At 72.3% G+C, this 20003-nt stretch carries 13 protein-coding genes and 1 other RNA gene; 2 read left to right on the top strand and 12 right to left on the bottom strand.

Translation table 11 applies throughout. The annotated features are described in order from the left end of the window. Positions 1–4 precede the first annotated feature (4 nt). From HNQ79_RS16495 to ftsE, 8 genes are all read right to left on the bottom strand, one after another. Entirely contained in the window at positions 5–1843 is a 1839-nt protein-coding gene (locus HNQ79_RS16495; RefSeq protein ID WP_229923115.1) for an acyltransferase family protein, read from the bottom strand. Beyond that, entirely contained in the window at positions 1840–4065 is a 2226-nt protein-coding gene (locus HNQ79_RS16490; RefSeq protein WP_185031721.1) for a bifunctional polysaccharide deacetylase/glycosyltransferase family 2 protein, read from the bottom strand. Before HNQ79_RS16490 ends, HNQ79_RS16495 begins: the two co-directional genes overlap by 4 nt. A gap of 16 nt (positions 4066–4081) precedes the next feature. Continuing rightward, a complete protein-coding gene (locus HNQ79_RS16485) occupies positions 4082–4978 on the bottom strand; it encodes a hypothetical protein (RefSeq protein ID WP_185031718.1) in 897 nt (298 codons plus the stop codon). 365 nt (positions 4979–5343) lie between these two features. Further along, positions 5344–5713: a transfer-messenger RNA gene (ssrA, locus tag HNQ79_RS16480) on the bottom strand. Positions 5714–5875: 162 nt separating this feature from the next. Then, complete coding sequence (gene smpB, locus HNQ79_RS16475) at positions 5876–6367, bottom strand: SsrA-binding protein SmpB (protein ID WP_185031716.1); 492 nt, start codon at positions 6365–6367, stop codon at positions 5876–5878. Between the two features lie 18 nt (positions 6368–6385). After that, positions 6386–7552: a S41 family peptidase gene (locus tag HNQ79_RS16470; RefSeq protein ID WP_185031713.1), complete on the bottom strand. Its 1167-nt coding sequence runs from the start codon at positions 7550–7552 to the stop codon at positions 6386–6388. Positions 7553–7650: 98 nt separating this feature from the next. Continuing rightward, positions 7651–8571 (bottom strand): permease-like cell division protein FtsX, encoded by a 921-nt coding sequence (ftsX, locus tag HNQ79_RS16465; protein ID WP_185031710.1) that lies wholly within the window; start codon positions 8569–8571, stop codon positions 7651–7653. Between the two features lie 10 nt (positions 8572–8581). Continuing rightward, the gene (gene ftsE, locus HNQ79_RS16460) at positions 8582–9271 is read right to left on the bottom strand and encodes a cell division ATP-binding protein FtsE (RefSeq protein ID WP_185031708.1); all 690 of its coding nucleotides are present in this window, start codon (positions 9269–9271) and stop codon (positions 8582–8584) included. A 266-nt stretch (positions 9272–9537) separates the two neighbouring features. On the opposite strand from ftsE, the gene HNQ79_RS16455 reads away from it, so the two are divergent. Next, positions 9538–9732, top strand: a complete 195-nt coding sequence (locus HNQ79_RS16455) for a hypothetical protein (protein WP_185031706.1) — start codon at positions 9538–9540, stop codon at positions 9730–9732. Between the two features lie 195 nt (positions 9733–9927). Here the strand turns inward: HNQ79_RS16455 and HNQ79_RS16450 are convergent, their stop codons facing one another. The 4 genes from HNQ79_RS16450 to HNQ79_RS16435 form a co-directional block, all read right to left on the bottom strand. Further along, on the bottom strand, positions 9928–10959 hold the full coding sequence (locus HNQ79_RS16450; RefSeq protein ID WP_185031704.1) for a hypothetical protein: 1032 nt from the start codon (positions 10957–10959) through the stop codon (positions 9928–9930). 372 nt (positions 10960–11331) lie between these two features. Further along, positions 11332–12438: a peptide chain release factor 2 gene (gene prfB / locus HNQ79_RS16445; RefSeq protein WP_185031702.1), complete on the bottom strand. Its 1107-nt coding sequence runs from the start codon at positions 12436–12438 to the stop codon at positions 11332–11334. A gap of 154 nt (positions 12439–12592) precedes the next feature. Next, positions 12593–13849 (bottom strand): serine/threonine-protein kinase, encoded by a 1257-nt coding sequence (locus tag HNQ79_RS16440; RefSeq protein ID WP_185031700.1) that lies wholly within the window; start codon positions 13847–13849, stop codon positions 12593–12595. A gap of 172 nt (positions 13850–14021) precedes the next feature. Further along, positions 14022–15680 carry a serine/threonine-protein kinase gene (locus tag HNQ79_RS16435; RefSeq protein WP_185031697.1) on the bottom strand — a complete coding sequence of 553 codons (1659 nt, stop codon included), beginning with the start codon at positions 15678–15680 and terminating at the stop codon, positions 14022–14024. Positions 15681–16170: 490 nt separating this feature from the next. On the opposite strand from HNQ79_RS16435, the gene HNQ79_RS16430 reads away from it, so the two are divergent. Further along, positions 16171–19932 (top strand): FHA domain-containing protein, encoded by a 3762-nt coding sequence (locus HNQ79_RS16430; RefSeq protein WP_185031695.1) that lies wholly within the window; start codon positions 16171–16173, stop codon positions 19930–19932. The last annotated feature ends 71 nt before the right edge of the window (positions 19933–20003 follow it).

Here is a 20003-nt window from a genome sequence, read left to right as displayed (position 1 = left end):
CCCGCTAGCCGCTCTTGGCCGCCGCGCTCTTCTTCTTCGCGCCGTTCGGCCAGAGCCTCGGCCTGCGTTTCGCCGCGACGTCCTCCGCCCAGCCGAACGTCGCGATCGCCACCGCGATCAGCGGCCACGCGAGGACGAACATCAGGACCTGGTACAGCTTCCCGAGGTTCGAGTTGATCATCTCGCCGATCACCGGGACCGTCCCGAGCTCCCACATCCGGTCGATGACCGGGATGGCGAGCATGATCGCCATCTCGTGCCAGAGATAGATCGTCACGGCCCGGTTGTTGGCCAGGGTGATCGGGGTGTCGAAGCCCTTGAGCTTTCCGGGGAGTTCCTGCCAGGACGGCGAGTAGTGCAGCAGGATCGCGCAGAAGCCGAGCGACCACAGGGCGTTGGCCGGGGCGATCTCGTCGAAGTTCCAGGGCACTTCGCCCGGGTGCGTGCCCGCCCACCACAGGCCGAGGGCCATCAGGACCGCCGCGAACGACGGAATCATGTACGCCTTCAGCTTCTTGAGCGTGCCCTCGTTGTGGGCGAAGCCGAGCATCCAGCAGGACGCGAAGGTGGAGAAGTCCTTGATCGCGTTGCCGGTCTCGCCGGGGATCTTGACCAGTTCCAGGCCGATGACGAGGGAGAGGCCGAGCGGTGCCAGCATCGACACCCACGGCAGCTTCTTGAACGCCTTGAGCATCAGCGGCGACAGCACCACGAACCACAGGTACGCGCGGATGTACCAGAGCGGACCCGAGGTCTGCTCCGCCCAGCCGAGGCCCAGCAGTCCGCCGTCCGAACCGACCTCGGACGGCCCGGACGGGGCGCCCACCGGCACGAACCACCAGGCGAGCTTGATCCACCACCAGATGATCGAGTCGCCGTCCTCGCCGGCGCCGGGCCTCCAGCCGCCGTTGAAGATCAGCGCGAGGGTGACGATCGAGAACACCCACACCGGCACCATCAGGCGCCGTATTCGGCTCTTGATGACGCTGCCCGCGGACCTGGCGCCGAGCGAACGTGCCATCAGCGAGCCGGCCAGGGCGAACATCACGCCCATGGACGGGAAGACGACGGTCATCCACGCCTGGTTGTAGACGTGGAAGAGCACGACGCGGACCAGCGCGATGGAACGCAGCAGGTCGAGGTAGCGGTCGCGGCCGGGCTTCTTCGGCGGGGCCTCGGCCGCCGACTCGGCGGCGGGCGCGTCGGGACCCTCGGGACCGTCCGGCCTCTCCAGTACACCGACGCCGCCCGAGGGGTCGATGAACGACATCTCGTCGTCCGCGCCGCGCCCCCAGGCGGGCTGCTGGCGGGTCGCCGCGCCGACCGCGGCACGGGCGAAGGCGGGAGTCTCCTCCTGCTGCCCGGACGGCGGCTCGTACCGTGCGGGACCGCTGTCGGGGTACGTGTCGGGGTAGCCGGAGTCGGCGTTCTGCGGGAACGCCGCGGTCGCGTCCACCGGCGGGGTGGCGTAGCCGGACTCGGCGTAGCCGCCCTGTGCGCCGTACCCCTGGCTGCCGTACGCCTGTCCGTTGTGGCCCTGCTCGGCGTACCCCGCGTTGCTCTGGCGGGGCCAGCCGCCCTGGGTGGTCTGCGGGGCGTAGCCGCCCTGCTGGGGGCCGCCCGCCTGCGGGTACTGGCTCGCCTGCGGGTAGCCGTTGCCCGGCCGGCCCTGGCCGTACATCGAGGGGCCGGGGTTGTTGCGCACCTGCGGCCAGCCCCCGCCGCCCTGCTGGGGCGCCGGCGGGACCGGGCGGCCGTCCAGGTTGCGCGGGAACCCGTCCGCGTCGTACTCGTCGTCCTCGGGGCGGCCTTCGCCGTACGCACCCGGCTGTCCGTGGCTCATCCGACGGGCCACCTCTCCTGCTCGTGCGGGACGTGGGCGTCGTTCCGCTGGCCCGGCAGGGCCCCCGGCGCCTCGACCACACCGGTCCTGCGCAGCTTCTGCCAGCGCAGGCGTCCGCCGGTCAGGGCGGTGATCCAGGACTGGAGCAGTACGACGTACATCACCTGCCGGTAAAGGATCTGCTGGAGCGGGAAGGTCAGCAGGTGCGTCATCTTCTCCTTGTCCAGCCGGAACGCGTAGGCCGCGCAGACCACTTGGAGCATCAGCACACCGAACCACGCGATGATCGTCTTCTGGGTCGGGCCGAAGACCAGACCGTAGATCAGGAAGATGTCGATCAGCGGGGCGAGCAGCGGGAAGACGATCATGAAGAGCGAGACGATCGGCAGGCCGATCCGGCCGAAGCGGCCCGAGGGGCCCTTCTCGATGAACGCGCGGCGGTGCTTCCAGATCGCCTGCATGGTGCCGTACGACCACCGGTAGCGCTGCGACCACAGCTGCTGCACGGACTCCGGCGCCTCGGTCCAGGCGCGCGCGTCCTCCGCGTAGACGACCTTCCAGCCTTCGCGGTGGAACGCCATCGTGATGTCGGTGTCCTCGGCGAGGGTGTCCTCGCTCATGCCGCCGACCCGGTGCAGGGCGTCGGCGCGGAACGCGCCGATCGCGCCGGGGATGGTCGGCATGATGCCGAGCATGTCGTACAGCCGGCGGTCCAGGTTGAAGCCCATCACGTACTCGATGTGCTGCCAGGCGCCGATCAGCGAGTCGCGGTTGCCGACCTTGGCGTTGCCCGCGACCGCGCCGACGCGCGGGTCGCCGAACGGCTGGACCAGCTCGCGCACGGTGGACGGCTCGAAGACGGTGTCGCCGTCCATCATCACGATGATGTCGTAACGGGCGTGCCGGATGCCGTTGTTGAGCGCGGCGGGCTTGCCCGAGTTCTGCTGGCGGACCACCCGGACATTGGGGATCCGCATCTGCTCGACGATGTCGGCGGTGCCGTCCGTCGAGCCGTCGTCGATGACGATGACCTCGATCGGATGGTCGCTGGACATCAGCGAGCGGACGGTGTTGGCGATGCACTCGCGCTCGTTGTACGCGGGCACCAGTACCGTGACCGGCCTGGTGATCTGCGGCCCCCAGCGGAAGTTGCGCTTCCTGACCTTGCGGGCGTGCGCGAAGGAGAGGATCAGCATCAGTCCGAAGCGGGCGATGACGAGCGAGCCGACGATGGCGAGCCCGACCGTCAGGACCTCGGTGACGTGGTCGGAGACGTAGATCGCGGCGATGAACGCCTTGGACTTCCACAGTTCGAGCCCGGTGACCGGGGTGTGCGCGGTCGGTGCGCCGAGCGCCTCGGTCAGGTTGGTGAACTTGAAGCCGCGCTTCTGCATGTCCGGCAGGAACTGGTCCAGCGCCGCCACGGTCTGCGAGCGGTCGCCGCCGGAGTCGTGCATCAGGACGACGGTGCCCTTGGTGCCCTTGGGCGTGGCCCGCTTGAGGATCTCCTTGACCCCGGGGCGCTTCCAGTCCTCGGAGTCGGTGTCGTTGACCACGGTGAGGTAACCGAGCTCGCCGACGTACTGGGCGACCGGCCAGTTGGCGTCGTCGAAGGCGCTGGCGGTGGAGGAGTACGGCGGACGGAACAGCGAGCTGTGCACACCTGCCGCTCCGGCCAGGGCGAGCTGGTTCTGGGAGAACTGCCAGTCGATGCCGTTCCTGGTCTTGTACGAGAGGTCCGGGTGGTTGAACGTGTGCAGCCCCACCTCGTGGCCCTCGTCCACCATCCGCTTGACCAGATCGGGGTAGCGGGTGGTCATGGTGCCGGTGACGAAGAAGACGCCGCGGGCGTTGTGCTCCTTCAGCTTGTCCAGGACACGCGGGGTCCACGTCGGGTCCGGGCCGTCGTCGAAGGTGATGACGATGTGCTTGTCGCGGACGTGCCGGGCGACGGGCGGCTTCTCCTTGGGCTTCGTCGCGTCGATGACGGGGCCGCCCTTGAGGATTTCCTTGGGCACCGTGAAGGAGTCGATCGCCTGGCGGACCCGCTGGTCCGAGTCGAATTCGCTGTGGACATAGCCGCGCAGCATCAGCATCGCCATCATGGCGACGAGCAGCAGCGAAGGCAGCAGGTACCGCATGGGGAACCAGCGCCGCCGCGTACGCGTACGCGCGGCAGCGCGGCGGGCGCCCTTCGAGGAACGCCTGCGAGGGTTGGACATCTACGTGCCGTGCCTTCTACTGAACCGGAGGAATGGGAGGGTCGATCGGGGTCTCGCCGCCGTCCGCGGCTCCGCTGTCCGCAGCGCCGCCGGGTGTACCGGCATCACCGGCGCCACCGGGTGTGCCCGCGTCCGCGTCACCGGCGCCACCGGGCGTGCCCGCGTCCGCGTCACCGGCGCCACCGGGCGTGCCCGCGTCTCCGGCACCGGCGCCACCGGGAGTACCCCCGCCGGGAGTACCGCCACCGGGTGTACCGCCCGGGGTGCCCGCGCCGCCGCCGGGCGCACCGCCCGCCGCGGCGCCACCGGCCGCGGCACCACCGGCCGCTGCCGCACCGGCTCCGCCCGCCGCGACGGCCCCGCCCGCGGCCTTGCCGGGGACGGTGGGGGGCTTCGTGCCGGCCGGGGAGTCCTTGGGGTCGGGCTTCTCGGCGTCGCCCGCGGGGACCTTGTCGTTGGTCCCGGGCACCAGTGCGCCGCCGGGGTCGGGCTGCTGGTCGCCGGAGACCGGGGGAATGCTGTCGGGCTTCGGTACGGACGGGTCGGGGGTGGGCTCCGACTTCACCTTGTCCGCCTTCTCCTCGGCCGTCGGTACGCCGGGGAGGAACAGTCCGGGGGCGATGGAACTGCCCCCGATCAGGGAGGCGACGAGCATCGCCGCGTAACAGGCGCAGACGGCGCCCAGAACCCAGCCGAGCCTGCGGAACTTCTTGCCGCGGCGGCCGCTCTCGTCGACGAACACGGGGCCGTCGCCGCCTTCGGCGGGCAGCTCCGGCATGACGGGCGCGTTGCCGGGGCCCTTTCCGAACTGCGGCCCGACGGAATCGAGCTGCATCGTGCGGTCGTCCGTGTCACGTATCTGGCGTATCTGGCGGGTCTGCCCGGTCTGGGCGCCCTTTTGCGTGTTGTTCACAGCTGTTCGCACATCCCCCACTGACGAATTGCATCGGTGGGCGCGCGCGACTCGCTGGACACTGCCGTCGGCCCGGGCCCCCACCCGTCCAAGCGTCCCTATCACACCGCACCCGGACGACGAATGTAGCGCACGCGGGTCGCACTGCTTCGCTTGAGTGCTCGGTTGTCACACAGCAATGACATAGCGCGCCCCGGAACCGATCATTCCGCGCCCGACTTGCCCTATTTACCCTCTATTTTTAGGGCACATAAGACGTCACGTGACGCATACGACAGTCACTGCCCCGGACGCGGACACGACGCCGCGGACACGACGAAGGCCCGACCGCCAGAGGCGGTCGGGCCTTCGCTCAACCATGGGAATTGTGGAGATGGCGGGAATCGAACCCGCGTCCAACGGTGCAGAATCAGGGCTTCTCCGTGTGCAGTCTGCTGCGATTTTCTCGGCCCCGGAGATCACGCAGACAAGTCTCCGACGGGCTCAGTCACTGTTTGATTTCCTCCCAGGTCCCGTGACCGGGCCTAGGAGTTTAGATCCCTTGATGATGCCAGGATCCGGGTCGGGATCACCCCCGGGCTGACACTTCGCAAGTCGCTACTTAGGCAGCGAGGGCGAAGGAATCGCGCTTGGTGTTGGCGATTATTGGTTGCGACATATGGTTAACGAGATCATTGCCGCTTCCTCGACACGCTTCCCCTGCTTCGACATCCGCTGTCGAAACCGATCATCCCCATGTTGATTTTTCAAAGCGGACCTGGCGGCTCACGCTGCCCTGTCCCGTGTGACCCCATCACCATGTGGGGTGCAGTAGCCATCGTACGTGACCGACGTCCGACGATGCCAACCCATTTACCCGCGGACCTCGAAACCGCCCCACGGGTACCCGCGCCCGGCCTACAGCTGCCCGCGTTCCTTGCGCTTCACCGCCGCGATCGCGCGGTTCGTCTCCCTGGTGTCCTGCTTCTCGCGGAGCGTCTGACGCTTGTCGTACTCCTTCTTGCCCTTGGCGAGCGCGATCTCGCACTTGACCCGGCCGTCCTTGAAGTACAGCGCGAGCGGCACGATGGTGTGGCCGCTCTCGTTGGACTTGGACTCCAGCTTGTCGATCTCGGCCCGGTGCATCAGCAGCTTGCGCTTGCGCCTGGCCGCGTGGTTGGTCCAGGTGCCCTGCGAGTACAGCGGCACGTGGATGTTGTGCAGCCACGCCTCGCCGCCGTCGATCTGCACGAAGCCGTCCACCAGCGACGCCCGGCCGAGCCGCAGGGACTTCACCTCGGTACCCATCAGCACCACGCCGCACTCGATGGTGTCGAGCACGGTGTAGTCGTGGCGGGCCTTCTTGTTCTGCGCGATGATCTTGCGCTTGGGGTCCTTTTCCTTAGCCATAGTGCGGTCATTTTCGCACTACGAGCCCCCCTGAAGGCCACTCAATACCGACTGGGCCCGCTCCCGGGCCCGCTGGGTGACGGCGAGGTCGGGCGTGATGCCCCGGCCGTCGAGGCTGTGCCCGGCGGGAGTGCGGTAGTGGCCGACCGTCAGCTCGGCCACCGAACCGTCGGGCAGCCGGCTCGGCTTCTGCACCGAGCCCTTGCCGAAGGTGCGCGATCCGACGGTCAGCGCCCGGCCCCGGTCCTGGAGCGCGCCCACCGCCAGCTCGGCGGCGCTCATCGTGCCGCCGTCGACGAGTGCCACCACGGGTCTCGCCGTGTCACCGCCCCTCCTGGCGTGCAGCGCCCGCTGCCTGCCCCGGTCGTCGTACGTCGCCACCAGGCCGCCGTCGAGGAACGCCGAGGTGGCGGTGACCGCCTCGCCGACCAGACCGCCCGGGTTGCCGCGCAGGTCGAGCAGGACGCCCTTGCCCTCGGGGGCCGCGCGGACCGCCCGGCGCACCTGCTCCCCGGAGCCTCTGGTGAAGGACGCCACCCGGATCAGCAGCGCCCCGCCGGCGAGGTGCTCGACGTGGACGGCCTGGGTGGCGAGGGTGGCGCGGCGCAGCGTCACGGTCCACACGCGCGTGCCGCGCTGGAGGCCGAGAGCGACCGGCGTACCCGCGCCGTCGCCCTCGCGGCCGCCGCGCAGCAGGGCGACCACCTCGGTGACCGGCCGGCCCTCGACGCGCGTGCCGTCGATGCTGCGGAGCCGGTCCCCGCGCCGCAGACCGGCCTTCGCGGCGGGCGAGCCCGGCTGCACCCTGGCGACCTGCACGCGGCCGTCGGCGGCCCCCTCGACCCACAGGCCGACACCGGTGTACCGGCCGTCCAGGGACTGGGCGAACTCCCGGTACTCGGCCGGGCCGTAGACCGCGCCCCACCGGTCGCCGCTGCGGCTGACGGCCTCCCGGGCCGCCTCCTTGCCGGACTTGCCGTCGGCGACCGCCTGGGCGGCGGCTCTGGCCGCCTCGTCGGCGGGGACGCTACGGGCCGCGGGCCGCGCGGCCGGCGGGGGCGGCTTCGCCGTGTACGAGAAGGGGTCTGTCACCGAGACGGTGGCCAGCGCCCCCGCGAAGGCCAATGTCAGGGCCGCCCCGCGACACAGCCCGCGGGGCCCGATTCCGCATACCGGACCTGGCATGGCGACGAGTGTAGGACAAAATCGTGCCCCGTACGGATGACTGCCGTACGGGGCACGGGGGGCGCGGGAGGCACGAGCGGCGCTCCGTGGGGGCGTAGCTACACCTTCAAGTACTTGCGCAGGGCGAAGAAGGCGGCCAGCGCGGGCATCAGGAGGCTGATCGCGAGGACCAGCGGAAGCTTGGTGAGGACCGCGTCCCAGCCGATGAACTGCACCAGCTCCATCTTGTCCGCCAGCGCGAGGCCGTGGTCGATGAGGAAGTACCGGCCGACGACCAGCAGCACGCAGGCGAACGCGCCGCCGATGAGTCCGGCGACCGCGGCCTCCATGATGAAGGGCGCCTGGATGTAGAAGCTCGACGCGCCCACCAGCCGCATGATGCCGGTCTCCCGCCGCCGGCTGAACGCGGACACCCGCACGGTGTTCACGATCAGCATCAGCGCAATGACGAGCATCAGGCCCATCAGGAAGAGCGCGGCGATGTTCATGCCGTCCATCAGCTCGAAGAGCTGGTCGAGGATGGAGCGCTGGTCCTCGACGGACTGCACCCCGTCACGGCCCGCGAAGGCGGTGGCCACCACCTTGTACTTCTGCGGGTCCTTGAGCTTGACGCGGAAGGACTCCTGCATCTGGTCCGGCGTGATGACGTTCGCCATCGCGGTGTCGCCGAACTGCTCCTTGTAGTGCTTGAACGCCTGGTCCGCGTCCTCGTAGAAGACGCTCTCGACGACGTCCATCTTCTTCAGGTCGGTCTCGACCTGCTTCTTCTGGTCGGCGGTGACCGCTCCCTTGCCGCACTGCGGGACGCCGGTCTCCGCGTCGTTCTTGTTGCAGAAGTAGATCGAGATGTTGACCTTGTCGTACCAGAAGCTCTTCATCTCGCTGGCCTGGTCGCGCATCAGGAGCGCGCCGCCGAACAGGGCGAGGGAGAGGGCCACGGAGACGATGACGGCAAAGGTCATCGTGAGATTCCGGCGGAGACCGACACCGATCTCCGACAGGACGAACTGGGCGCGCATCGGCGTCCTTTCAGTGCTGGTAGCCGTAGACGCCGCGAGACTGGTCGCGTACGAGACGGCCCTTCTCGAGTTCGATGACGCGCTTGCGCATCTGGTCGACGATCTGCTGGTCGTGGGTCGCCATCACCACAGTGGTGCCGGTGCGGTTGATGCGGTCCAGCAGCTTCATGATGCCGACGGAGGTCTGGGGGTCGAGGTTGCCGGTCGGCTCGTCCGCGATCAGCAGCATCGGGCGGTTGACGAAGGCCCGCGCGATGGCCACGCGCTGCTGCTCACCGCCGGAGAGCTCGCCGGGCATCCGGTCCTCCTTGCCGCCCAGGCCGACCAGGTCGAGCACCTGGGGGACGGCCTTGCGGATCTCGCCGCGCGGCTTGCCGATGACCTCCTGCGCGAAGGCGACGTTCTCGGCCACGGTCTTGTTGGGCAGCAGCCGGAAGTCCTGGAAGACGCAGCCGAGCTGGCGGCGCATCTGCGGCACTTTCCAGTTGGACAGGCGCGCGAGGTCCTTGCCCAGGACGTGCACCTGCCCCTGACTGGCGCGCTCCTCGCGCAGCAGCAGCCGGAGGAAGGTGGATTTACCGGAGCCGGAGGATCCGACCAGGAAGACGAACTCGCCCTTTTCGACCTCCAGGGAGACGTCCCGCAGCGCGGGACGGTTCTGCTTCGGGTAGGACTTGGACACGTTGTCGAATCGGATCACAGGTGCACCACGGTCGCCGGGAGTAGGTGAGCGTGACCATACGCGACCCGGCCCGGCGCCCGCAGGCGGCTGCCCTCCGGTGAGGTGTTTGCTCCGGTTTGCGGGGTGGCCGGGGGTGACGGTCCGGCCCGGCCCGCGCCGATCGGGCGGCCGGCTGGCACAGTGGAGGGGAACGGATGCGTTTCCCTCGACGTTATGGGGAGAGAACGCGAAGTGTCGAGGGCGTTGCCCGGAGTGTGCGGCCGGTGACCGGAGAAGGAGAGCGCATGACCTATGACCGGTTGGTGTGCGCGAACTGCGCGGGACCGGTGGCCGAGGGCCGCTGCCCGACGTGCCGGGCGAGCAGACAGCGCCTTGAGCAGCAGCAGAACCCGTTCTCCCAGCTCAGCCCGGCGGCACTGGTGTCGCTGCTGCTGATACTGGTGGCGGCGATGACCCTGGTGGCCCACCAGGCCGCCTAGCAGGCCTTGAGGTGTGATCACCCGGGGTTACGGGTGTACGCGGGCGGCACGGGGAGCGCGGGAACGTACGAAGAGGGGCCCGGAGCGCTGGAATGCGCTCCGGGCCCCTCCCGTCGTGCCGTGGCACTTGTCGTGCGGGTGTGCTCGCCGGACCGGGTGCCCTGAAACGGGCGCCCGGCGGGCAGATCGGGCCGGTCAGGCCGCGTTGCCGCCCCGGCCGCCCAGGAGGGGCAGGAAGCGGAAGGCGATGCCACCGGCGATCATCGTCGCGGCGCCGACCATCAGGAGCGTGGTGTCGCCCGCGCCGGTCGCGGCCAGCTCGTCCTTGGGCTTGGCCTGCTCGACGGGGCGGTTGGCGACGCTGTCGACGTCGGTGTTGTTACCACCGCCGACGGTGCCGCCGGCCAGGGCCACGTCGCCGCTTCCGCCGGAGGTTCCGGGCGTCGACGGGTCGACGGCGGGCGGCGTGGAGGGGTCGGTGCCGCCACCGGTGGCGGCACCGGCGTTCGCGGCACCACCGTTCGTGGCACCACCGTCAGCAGCGCCACCGTTCGTGGCACCACCGTCGGCAGCGCCACCGTTCGTGGCACCACCGTTCGTGGCACCACCGTCGGCAGCGCCGCCGGCCGCAGCCGCGCCACCGCCCACAGCACCACCCGTGGCGTCCGAACCACCGGCCACAGCACCACCAGTCGCAGCGCCACCACCAGTCGCAGCACCAGCGGCAGCGGCACCACCAGCGACAGCCGCACCACCAGTCGCAGCACCACCAGTCGCGGCACCACCAGCGGCGGCCGCACCACCGGCCACAGCACCGCCGGCGCCGGCCGCGCCACCAGTCGCAGCACCACCGGCGGCAGCCGCCCCGCCGCTGGTGGCCGCGCCACCGGTCTCGGCACCGCCGGCGGCAGCGGACGCGCCACCGGCCCCGGCACCACCGGCAGCAGCCGCGCCACCAGCGCCGCCGTTCACGCCGCCCGGGTCCGCGCCGCCGATTTCGCCGCCCCCGGCAGCAGCAGCGGCACCACCGGTGGCGGCGGCCCCGCCCGTCGGGTCGCCGTCCGCGACATCGATTCCGGCCTCCACCTGAACCGCGCCGAGGTCGGCCTGCACACTTCCGTCGTTGCCGACGGCCTGGGCGACGCCCGCTGCGGTCAGCGACGCTCCTGCGGCGATCACCGCTCCCGCGGCTATGCGCGCGACGCGGACCCGCATCTTGTTGGTCATCTGGTTGCTACCCCCAGTAGCTGGCTGAGCTTTCGAAAACTCGTCATTGGAGCAGCAATGCAGGGGCAACGGTCTTGGCGGGGATGTCAGTTCACGGGACCGCCTCGTCAAGAGGCCGCCCACCGGCCCCCGTTCACACCCGCCCCAGACATACGCATGCTGCCCGCCACACTCCCCCAGCCATAAGAATGACGTCAAGGTCGTTCCGACCGTGATGCCGGATTTACGATCACTTGCCCGCCCGATGTGCACAGCCTTGTGACATGTCCGATGGCCGCTCCTGGAACGGGAGCGCGCCGACGCCCCTCGGGGGGACGCCGGCGCGCTCGTCGTTGTGGGCCGCCGAACGGCGGCCGCGTGGTGCGGTCGGTCCTACTTCGCCTGCTGCTTGCGCCAGCGGATGCCGGCCTCCAGGAAGCCGTCGATCTCTCCGTCGAGGACCGACTGGGGGTTGCCGACCTCGAACTCCGTACGCAGGTCCTTGACCATCTGGTACGGGTGCAGGACGTACGAACGCATCTGGTTGCCCCAGGAGTTGCCGCCGTCGCCCTTGAGGGCGTCCATCTCGGCCTGCTCCTCCTGGCGGCGGCGCTCCAGGAGCTTCGCCTGGAGGACGTTCATGGCGCTCGCCTTGTTCTGGATCTGGGAGCGCTCGTTCTGGCAGGAGACGACGATGCCGGTCGGGATGTGCGTCAGGCGCACCGCCGAGTCGGTCGTGTTGACGCCCTGGCCACCGGGACCGGACGCGCGGTACACGTCGACCCGCAGCTCCGTCTCGTCGATGTCGATGTGGTCGGTCTTCTCGACGACCGGGAGGACCTCGACGCCCGCGAAGGACGTCTGACGGCGGCCCTGGTTGTCGAACGGCGAGATGCGCACCAGGCGGTGCGTGCCCTGCTCGACGGAGAGGGTGCCGTAGGCGTACGGGGCTTTGACGACGAACGTGGTCGACTTGATGCCGGCCTCTTCGGCGTACGACGTCTCGTAGACCTCGGTGGAGTAGTTGTGCCGCTCCGCCCAGCGGAGGTACATGCGCTGGAGGCGCTCGGCGAAGTCGGAGGCGTCGACGCCGCCCGCTTCGGCGCGGATGTTGACGAGGGCCTCGCGCTCGTCGTACTCGCCGGAGAGGAGGGTACGAACCTCCATCTCGTCCAGCGCCTTGCGTACCGAGACGAGCTCGGACTCGGCCTCGGCGAGGGCGTCCGCGTCGTCCTCGTCGGCGGCGAGCTCGAACATGAGCGCGACGTCGTCGATCCTGCCGCGCAGGGTCTCGGTCTTGCGGAGCTCGGCCTGCAGGTGGGAGAGCTTGCTGGTGATCTTCTGGGCGGCGTCGGGATCGTCCCACAGGGACGGCGCCGCGGCCTGCTCTTCGAGCACGGCGATGTCGGCCCTCATCCTGTCGAGGTCCAGGACGGCCTCGATCGACCCCATGGTCGAGGAGAGGGACTTCAGCTCTTCGGATACATCGACGACTGCCACGTGCACCAGCGTAACCGGTACGGGATCCCACCCCACCCGGGCGGTAGCCCCTGGGCAGCGGGGCCGCCCGCACGTCAGCACCTCGGGCGGCGAAGCGGCCCCGCCCCCGGTGGCCCCCTATGCCCGCCCCCGCCCCCGTACACCCGCCCGCACCTTACGGCCGCACCGGCGCCGTCCGACTCGTCCCCGGCCCCGGCTCCTGCCCGTCCTCCCCGGAGGACGACGCCACCAGCCATCCGCCCACGCCCACCGCGGCGAGCAGCCCGACTGCCAGGGTCGTCATGACCAGCCGTCGCCTGCGCACCTCGGACCGGTGCCGGGCGGACCCCGGCCGCCGGTCGTTCGGGCTGCGCGGCACCCGCGCCGTCCCCAGCGGTCCGCCGGCCAGTTCGTCCGGTGCCGGCACCCGCATCGAGGTGTGGGTGTCCCGGTTGGAGTCGGCGGTGGAGCCGGGGACGAGCGGCACGGCCCCCCGCCGCGGGGGCGCGGGCATCCCCCGGCCCTCGTCGTACGCGGGCGCCTCCTCCGGCGCGGAGCTCTCGGATCCGTTCCCGGTGTCCGGCTCGTCCACGTCCAGCGGCGGCATGCCGGCCAGCGACGGCAGCTGCTCCCGCAGTCCGGCGGCAAGCTCGGAGGCCCGCAGCCGTGACGCAGGGGCCTTGGCGAGGCACTGCACTATGAGCTGCCACAGCTCCTCCGGGATGCCCGGCAGCGGAACGACCGTCTCCGTGACGTGCCTGCGCAGCACCGCACCCGGGTGCCCCCCGCCGAACGGGGTGAACCCCGCCAACAGCTCGTACAGCACGGTCGCCAGGGCGTAGATGTCCACGGCGGCGCGCGGCGGCAGCCCCTCGACGATCTCCGGGGCCAGGTAGTCGGGCGTACCGATGATCTTCGTGGCCTTGGTGCGGCGCGGGGTGTCGATCAGCTTGGCGACGCCGAAGTCGGTGAGGAGGGCGGGGTGGGCGCCGCCGGGACCGAGCGGGCCCTGCATGTCCAGCAGGACGTTCTCGGGCTTGACGTCGCGGTGCACGATCTGGGCGGCGTGTGCCGCGGCCAGACCGTCGGCGATGTCGGCGGCGATGGCGACGGCCGCCTCGGGGGCGAGGCGGCGCTCGCGGTCGAGGCGGGTGCGCAGGTCGGTGCCCCGCACCAGGTCCATGACGAGGGCGAGGTCGTTGCCGTCGACGACGAGGTCGCGGACGGAGACGACGTGCGGGTGGTCGAGTTTGAGAAGTGCGGTGCGCTCCTGGACGAACCGTCCGACCAGTTCCTGGTCGGACGAGAGGTCCTCGCGCAGCATCTTGATGGCGACGGGGCCCTCGGGTCCCTCGCCCAGCCACACCGTGCCCGCGCTGCCTCGCCCGAGGATCTGGTGGGCGGTGTACCGGCTGCCGATTTTCCGTGCCAAGACTGCTCCCTCAGCGGCTGGCGTCGGCCCTCAAAGTACGCCGCCGACGGAGCGTTGAATGCCCAGGATGGCCCGTGCACGGCGTCATCCCGTACTTCTGGGGGCGAAATCCGTGCGGATTTCGCCCCCAGAAGTCGACTTATCGGTCTTACGGCGTACTGGCCGGAGCCGGTTAAGGGTTGGAGCCGCCCAGCCCTTCCACGAAGTTCTTGATGTCGGTGAACCAGTCGCCGATCTGCTCGAAGAAGCCCTTGGTGGTGCCGATCCACTCCTGAAGCGGCGTCAGCTCCCAGATCAGCCAGCCCGCGACGAACAGCAGAACGAGGGTGAACAGACAGCCCTTGAGGCAGCCGAGGCCGGGGATCCGCATCGGGTTGGCGCTGCGGCGGCGCGGCTCGCGGGGCGGCCGGGGCTCGCGCGGAGCGGGCGCCTGGGGCTGCGGCGGCGGGGGTGCGTACCGCTGCTGCGGGGGCGGCGGCTGCGGCCGGCGGTGCTCGGGTGCGTACTGCTGCTGCTGCCGCTGGGGCGGTCGCTGCGGCTGGGGCTGCTGGGACGGCTGCTGCGGCTGGCGCTGCGGGCGGCGGCGCAGCGGGTCCTGGCTCGGGTCCAGGTACTGCACCTGCGTCTGCTCGTTGCGGTCACGGACCTGGCGCAGTTGGTTCTGCCAGGGGTGCGGGTCCTCGGGTCCGGCCCCGGTGGGCGAGCCCGCGGGCGTGCCGGCCGGGCGCGGGGGCACCGGCGGCAGGACCGCGGTGGGATCGGCCGCGCCGTGCGGGCCGTGCCCGCCCCGGCCCTGGCCCGCGCCGGTCTGCGGCAGCACGCTGGTGGGGGCGCCCGGGTCGTACGAGCCGGCGTTGCTCGGCAGCACCTGCGTGGGGTCGGCGTCGCCGGACGCGCCGGTGTCGGGCACGGGTGCGGGAGCCGGGTCGGGGGCGAGCAGCGCGCCCACCCCCAGGGCGGCCTCGACCTGGGCGGACGTGGAGTGCACGCCGATGCCGGCGGCGACGGTGCGCAGCGCGCGGGCCAGGTTCTCGGCGCTGGGCCGCTCGTCGGGCTCCTTGCGCAGGCAGCGCTCGATGACCGTCCACAGCGGTTCGGGGACGGTGGTGGGCCGGCGCGGCTCCTCGCTGAGGTGGCGGTGCAGCACTTCGAGCGCGGTGCCGCCCGCGAACGGAGGCCTGCCGGTGAGCAGTTCGTACAGCAGGATGCCCGCGCCGTAGATGTCGACGGCGGAGGTCTGCGGCCGGCCCTCGGCGGACTCCGGCGCGACGTAGGCCGGCGTGCCGACGAACTCGTGGGTACGGGTGAGGCCCGGGGAGTCCGCGAGGCGGGCGATGCCGAAGTCGGTGAGCATCGGGTGCATCGCGCCGTCGCGCTCGTCGAGCAGGACGTTCGCGGGCTTGAGGTCGCGGTGCACGACGCCGTCCGCGTGGCTCGCGGCGAGGGCGTCGGCGATCTGCGCGGTGAGCAGGGAGGCGGCGACGGGGGTGAGGGGGCCGTTCTCGCGGAGGTAGCGGTGCAGGTCGGGGCCGTCGATCAGGTCCATGACGAGGGCGAGCAGGTCGCCCTCGACGACGAGGTCGCGGGTGCGCACGATGTTGGGGTGCGTCAGGCGCAGCAGGACGGAGCGCTCGCGCAGGAAGCGCATCACCACGTCCGCGTCGTTCGCCAGCTCCTCCTTGAGGACCTTGATCGCGACGGTCTCGCCGGGCTGTCCCGCCACGGCCGCTTCGGCTCCCGCGGTCTCCCGCTGGCGGGCGCGCCAGACGGTGCCCGTGGCTCCGCGCCCGAGCGGCTGCTCAAGCAGGTACTTGCTGCCTACCGGCCGCACGTCTGCACTCCCTGCTGGTCGGTGACTGACCCTGATCGGTGATTCTCGTTCCGGTCCGTTCCGGGGTGCCGGCCCCGGACGCTTCCGGCTGGTCGCCCAACTGTAGTGCGCCGAACGGGGCACGGGGCGGACGCGCTTCCGGGGGAAGACGCATGCCTCGTACGGATGGTTGCCGCACACCCGTGCGCGATACGTCACGGTTGTCCGCCCGTGCCCCAACCAGGCACTTTTTACGCCCATCGCCGATCATTCAAGATCACTTCATGCCGGGCGGCGGGTGAATTGTCAGTGGCAGGTGCGAGGATGCCCTCAGCACAGAACCATGGGGCGGGCGAGGCGGCTGAATTCCTCGACCCCCGCGGCGAGTGCCGACCTGTACCGGACGACGCGTCCGTGCCGGGTGGGGGGACATCGCGGGGGCGGCGGGCAGGCCGGCTCCTCCTCGGGACCCCTCCGCCGGGCGCCTCGCGCAGAAGGGACCGCTGACGCGATGCAGATCCGGCTGACCGTCCTCGCGCCGCGCAGCGGCCAGAGCAGAGGCGCCGCCCCGGGCGCGCCCGCGCCCGGAGCCACCGCGGGTACGCCCCCGGCCACTTCCGTGGTGTGCGACGTGCTCGTCACCGCCCCCGCCGGAACACCACTGGCCGCGGTCTCCTCGGGCCTGGCCGCCGCGGCCCAGGGCAAGGGCAGCCCGGAGATCACGGGCACGGTGGTGGTGTACGCCGGGCGCGAGCGCCTCGACGCACAGCGGTGCGCCCTGGGCGAGCCCCCGCTGGTGGACGGGGCGGTGCTCTCCCTCCAGCATCCGGCGGACGAGGAGGCTCCCGAGCTGTCCGACCGGGCGCAGCTCCAGGTGGTGGCGGGACCCGACGCGGGCGGTGTGCACCTGCTGCACGGCGGCCGGATCCGGATCGGGCGCTCCGCCGAGGCGGAGGTCCCGCTGGACGACCCCGACGTGTCCCGGCTGCACTGCACGGTGACGCTCACCGAGGACGGCCGGGTCACCGTCGCCGACCCCGGCTCCACGAACGGCACGACGCTGGACGGCCAGGACGTCGGCCCCCACGAGGTCCGCCTCACCCCGGGCGCACTGCTGCGGGTCGGCGAATCCGCCCTGCGCCTCACGCACCCGGGCGCGCACGAGAGCGCCCTGGCCACCGCGCCGGACGGGGAGGGGCACCTGCGGGTGAGCAGGACGCCGGCCGTGCCCGCGCCCGCCGGACGTTTCGGGGGCAGCGCCCCGCACCACCGGGTGAGCGGCCGGGCGGTCGCGGCGGGGTCCGCGCAGGGCCCCGGGACGGACCCGTCGCACGGCGGGCCGGGCCCGGCTTCGTACGGCAGCGGCGGCGCGGTGCACGGCCGTATCCCGTTGGGGCACGGAACCGGCGGTCAGCCGCCCTTCGCCGGGACCGCCGACCGCACCCACGCAGCGGGGCAGTCCTTCGGCACGGACGGCCTCGGCGGCGACGGGACCGCTCCCGGCGCGCATCCTGGCGGGCGGGGGACGGACGCCGGGCTTCCCGGCGCCACGGACACGGGCACCACCGCGCCGGAAGCGGCCAAACGGCGCAGTGGCATAGGGGGTTGGGCGCGTCGCCTGGCCGGCGGCCGGACCGGGACGACGCACGACTGCGCGGACCGGGGCACGGAGCCGCCGACCGCCCACGCCGGGAACGCCGGTCCACGCGCCGACCCACCGGCCGCTGCGCACGCGTCCCTGACGCCCCACGGGCAGGCGACCTCACCGTCGGCCGTCGCCCCGGACGCCTGGCCGGACGCGGCGACGCTGCTGCTCACCGCGCTGCTGCCGGGCCCCCGCCTGTGGGAGCGCGGCCCCGACCACCCGGAGTCCCTGGTACTGCGGCTCGGCACCGCCGACCGTCCCACACCGGACGGCGCGGGGCTGCTGCCCGCCGTGCCGGTGACGGTGGGGCTGCGCGAGGCCGGTTCGCTGGGTCTCGCCGGTCCGCGCGCCCGGCTGGCCGGACTGGCGCGTTCCGTGGTGGCGCAGCTCGCCGCCCTGCACTCCCCCACCGACCTGGAAATCGTCCTGATCAGCGCGGACCGCGCACGTCCTGTCGAGGACCGGATCCGGGAGTGGGGCTGGCTCGGCTGGCTGCCGCACCTGCGTCCGGCGCACGGCCAGGACTGCCGGCTGCTCCTCGCCCATGACCGGGAGCAGGCGTCCGCGCGCGTGGCGGAGCTGCTGCGGCGTACGGAGGAGGGCCCGCTGGAGCCGGGCGGGCCGCGCACGGTGGTGATCGTCGACGGCGACCCCGGCTCGGCGGGCCTGCGCGAGTCGGTTGCCCGCCTGGCGGCGCACGGTGCGGCACACGGCATCCACCTGCTCTGCCTCGCCGAGACGGCCGCCGCCTCCCCGCTCTCCCCGGTGGAGGCGACGTACGGAGCGGCCTGCGCGGCGGCTCCCGCGTTCCGCGAGTGCGGGGCAGCGGCGCTGCTGAGCGGTGACGTGGCCACCGCGGTACGGGTGCTGCGCACATCGGGCGGCCACAGCGCGGGGCACGGCACGCTCGCCGCGGTGGACGCGGTGTCGGCCGCGTGGGCGGAGCGCTTCGCGCGGGCGCTGGCTCCGTTGCGTACGGACGCGGCGGACGCCGGGGCCGGCATCGGTGCGGACGGCAGCCGTGCGGGTACGAGGCCGGGTCGGCTGTCGGCCGCGGTCCTGCCCCCGACGGCCCGGCTCCTGGACGAGCTGGGTCTGGCGAGGGCCACCCCCGCCTCGCTGATGGCCCGTTGGGCGGCCGCGGCCGACGACGAGCAGGTGCCGGGCGCCACGCGCGCGTGGGCCGTGCTCGGCGCGGGCCCACGCGGTCCGGTCTGCGCGGACCTGGCGACCGACGGGCCGCACCTGCTGATCGAGGGCCCCGCGGGCAGTGGCCGCACGGAACTGCTGCGTACGGCGGCGGCCTCGCTGTCCGCGGCGGCACGCCCGGACCGGCTCGGCCTGGTCCTGGTCGACGGCGCGGGCGGCGAACGCGGCGACGGGCTGCGCGCCTGCACCGAACTGCCGCACGCGTCCACCCACCTGGTGGCGTCCGACCCGGTCCGCATGCGGGAGTTCGCGCAGGCGCTGGGAGCCGAGCTGAAGCGCCGCGACGAACTTCTGGGCGGCCTGCACTTCGCCGACTGGCACGCGGGCCGCCCGGAGGACGCGGTCGCCTCCGGCGGTGCCGAGGAGGTCGCGGAACGCCTGGTGACCCAGCGCCGGGCCCCCTCCTCCGACGCCCGCCGGGCGGACGTCCCGGCGGCCCGCAGCGCCCACCCGCGCACGGGGTACGGCCCCCAGGGCACTTCGCGGACGGACCAGGCCTCCGGCGCACACCTCCTCGACAGCCCGAGCAGCAGCGCCCGCTCGGTCAACGGTGGTCACGCTGCCGGCGCCCCTGCCGCCGGGCGGCCCGGCCCGGGACAGCACCCCGCCGCCGATCCCCGGAGCCCCGAGCCCGCGGCCACCCCGTACGGGCAGAGCGGCGATCCGTACGCCGCCATCGGGACCCGGCGCGGGGAGGCACGGGAGGGCGCGGCCGGCCGCGAGAGCGGCCCGGACCGCGCCACCGGAAGCCTCCCCCGGCCCCGCACGGACCCTCGGGCCGACATCGAGGCCCCGGGCACCGGCACGCTGCGGCTGCGTCCCGCCGCCGCCCGCGAGCGGGAGCGGCAGGCAGCCGCACAGGCCGGCAGCGGACCGTCGCCGCTGCCCCGGCTGGTGGTCCTCGTCGACGACCTCGACGCGCTGGTGGCCCCGGCCCTGGGCAGTCCTGGCCGGCCCTCGGCGGGTTCGGTCGTACGGGCGCTGGAGGCCGTGGCCCGGCACGGCGAGCGGCTGGGGGTGCACCTGGTGGCCGCCTCCGCACGCCCGGACCGTACGGCCGACACCGAACTGGCACGAGGGGAGAGGCTGTTGCGGGTGGTACTCGACCCGCAGCCCGTCGCCCCCGCGCCGGAGGAGCCCGCCCCCGGCCGGGGCCGGCTGCTGCACCCGGACGGCACGGTGACGCCGTTCCAGGGCGGCCGGGTCACCGGGCGCATCCCCCGCACGGCAACCCAGCGGCCCACCGTCGTCCCGCTGGAGTGGGAGCGGATGGGCGATCCGCCGACCCGCCGTCCGGTGCGCGAGCTGGGCAACGGGCCGACCGACCTCGCCCTGCTGGCCAGCGCCCTGGACCGCGCGGCCCGTACGGTCAACGCCGCGCCCCTGCCCCCGCTCCTGACCCCGCAGGAGGTCCGCTGAGCGCGGCACGTACGGACGGTGCGGCCTTGACCCGACGTCACGAGCCCATCACAAAAGACGAGTTGACACCG

Source organism: Streptomyces candidus (assembly GCF_014207445.1).
In the GTDB taxonomy this organism is placed as follows: Bacteria; Actinomycetota; Actinomycetes; order Streptomycetales; family Streptomycetaceae; genus Streptomyces; species Streptomyces candidus.
This window is presented reverse-complemented; position numbering and strand designations above follow the sequence as displayed.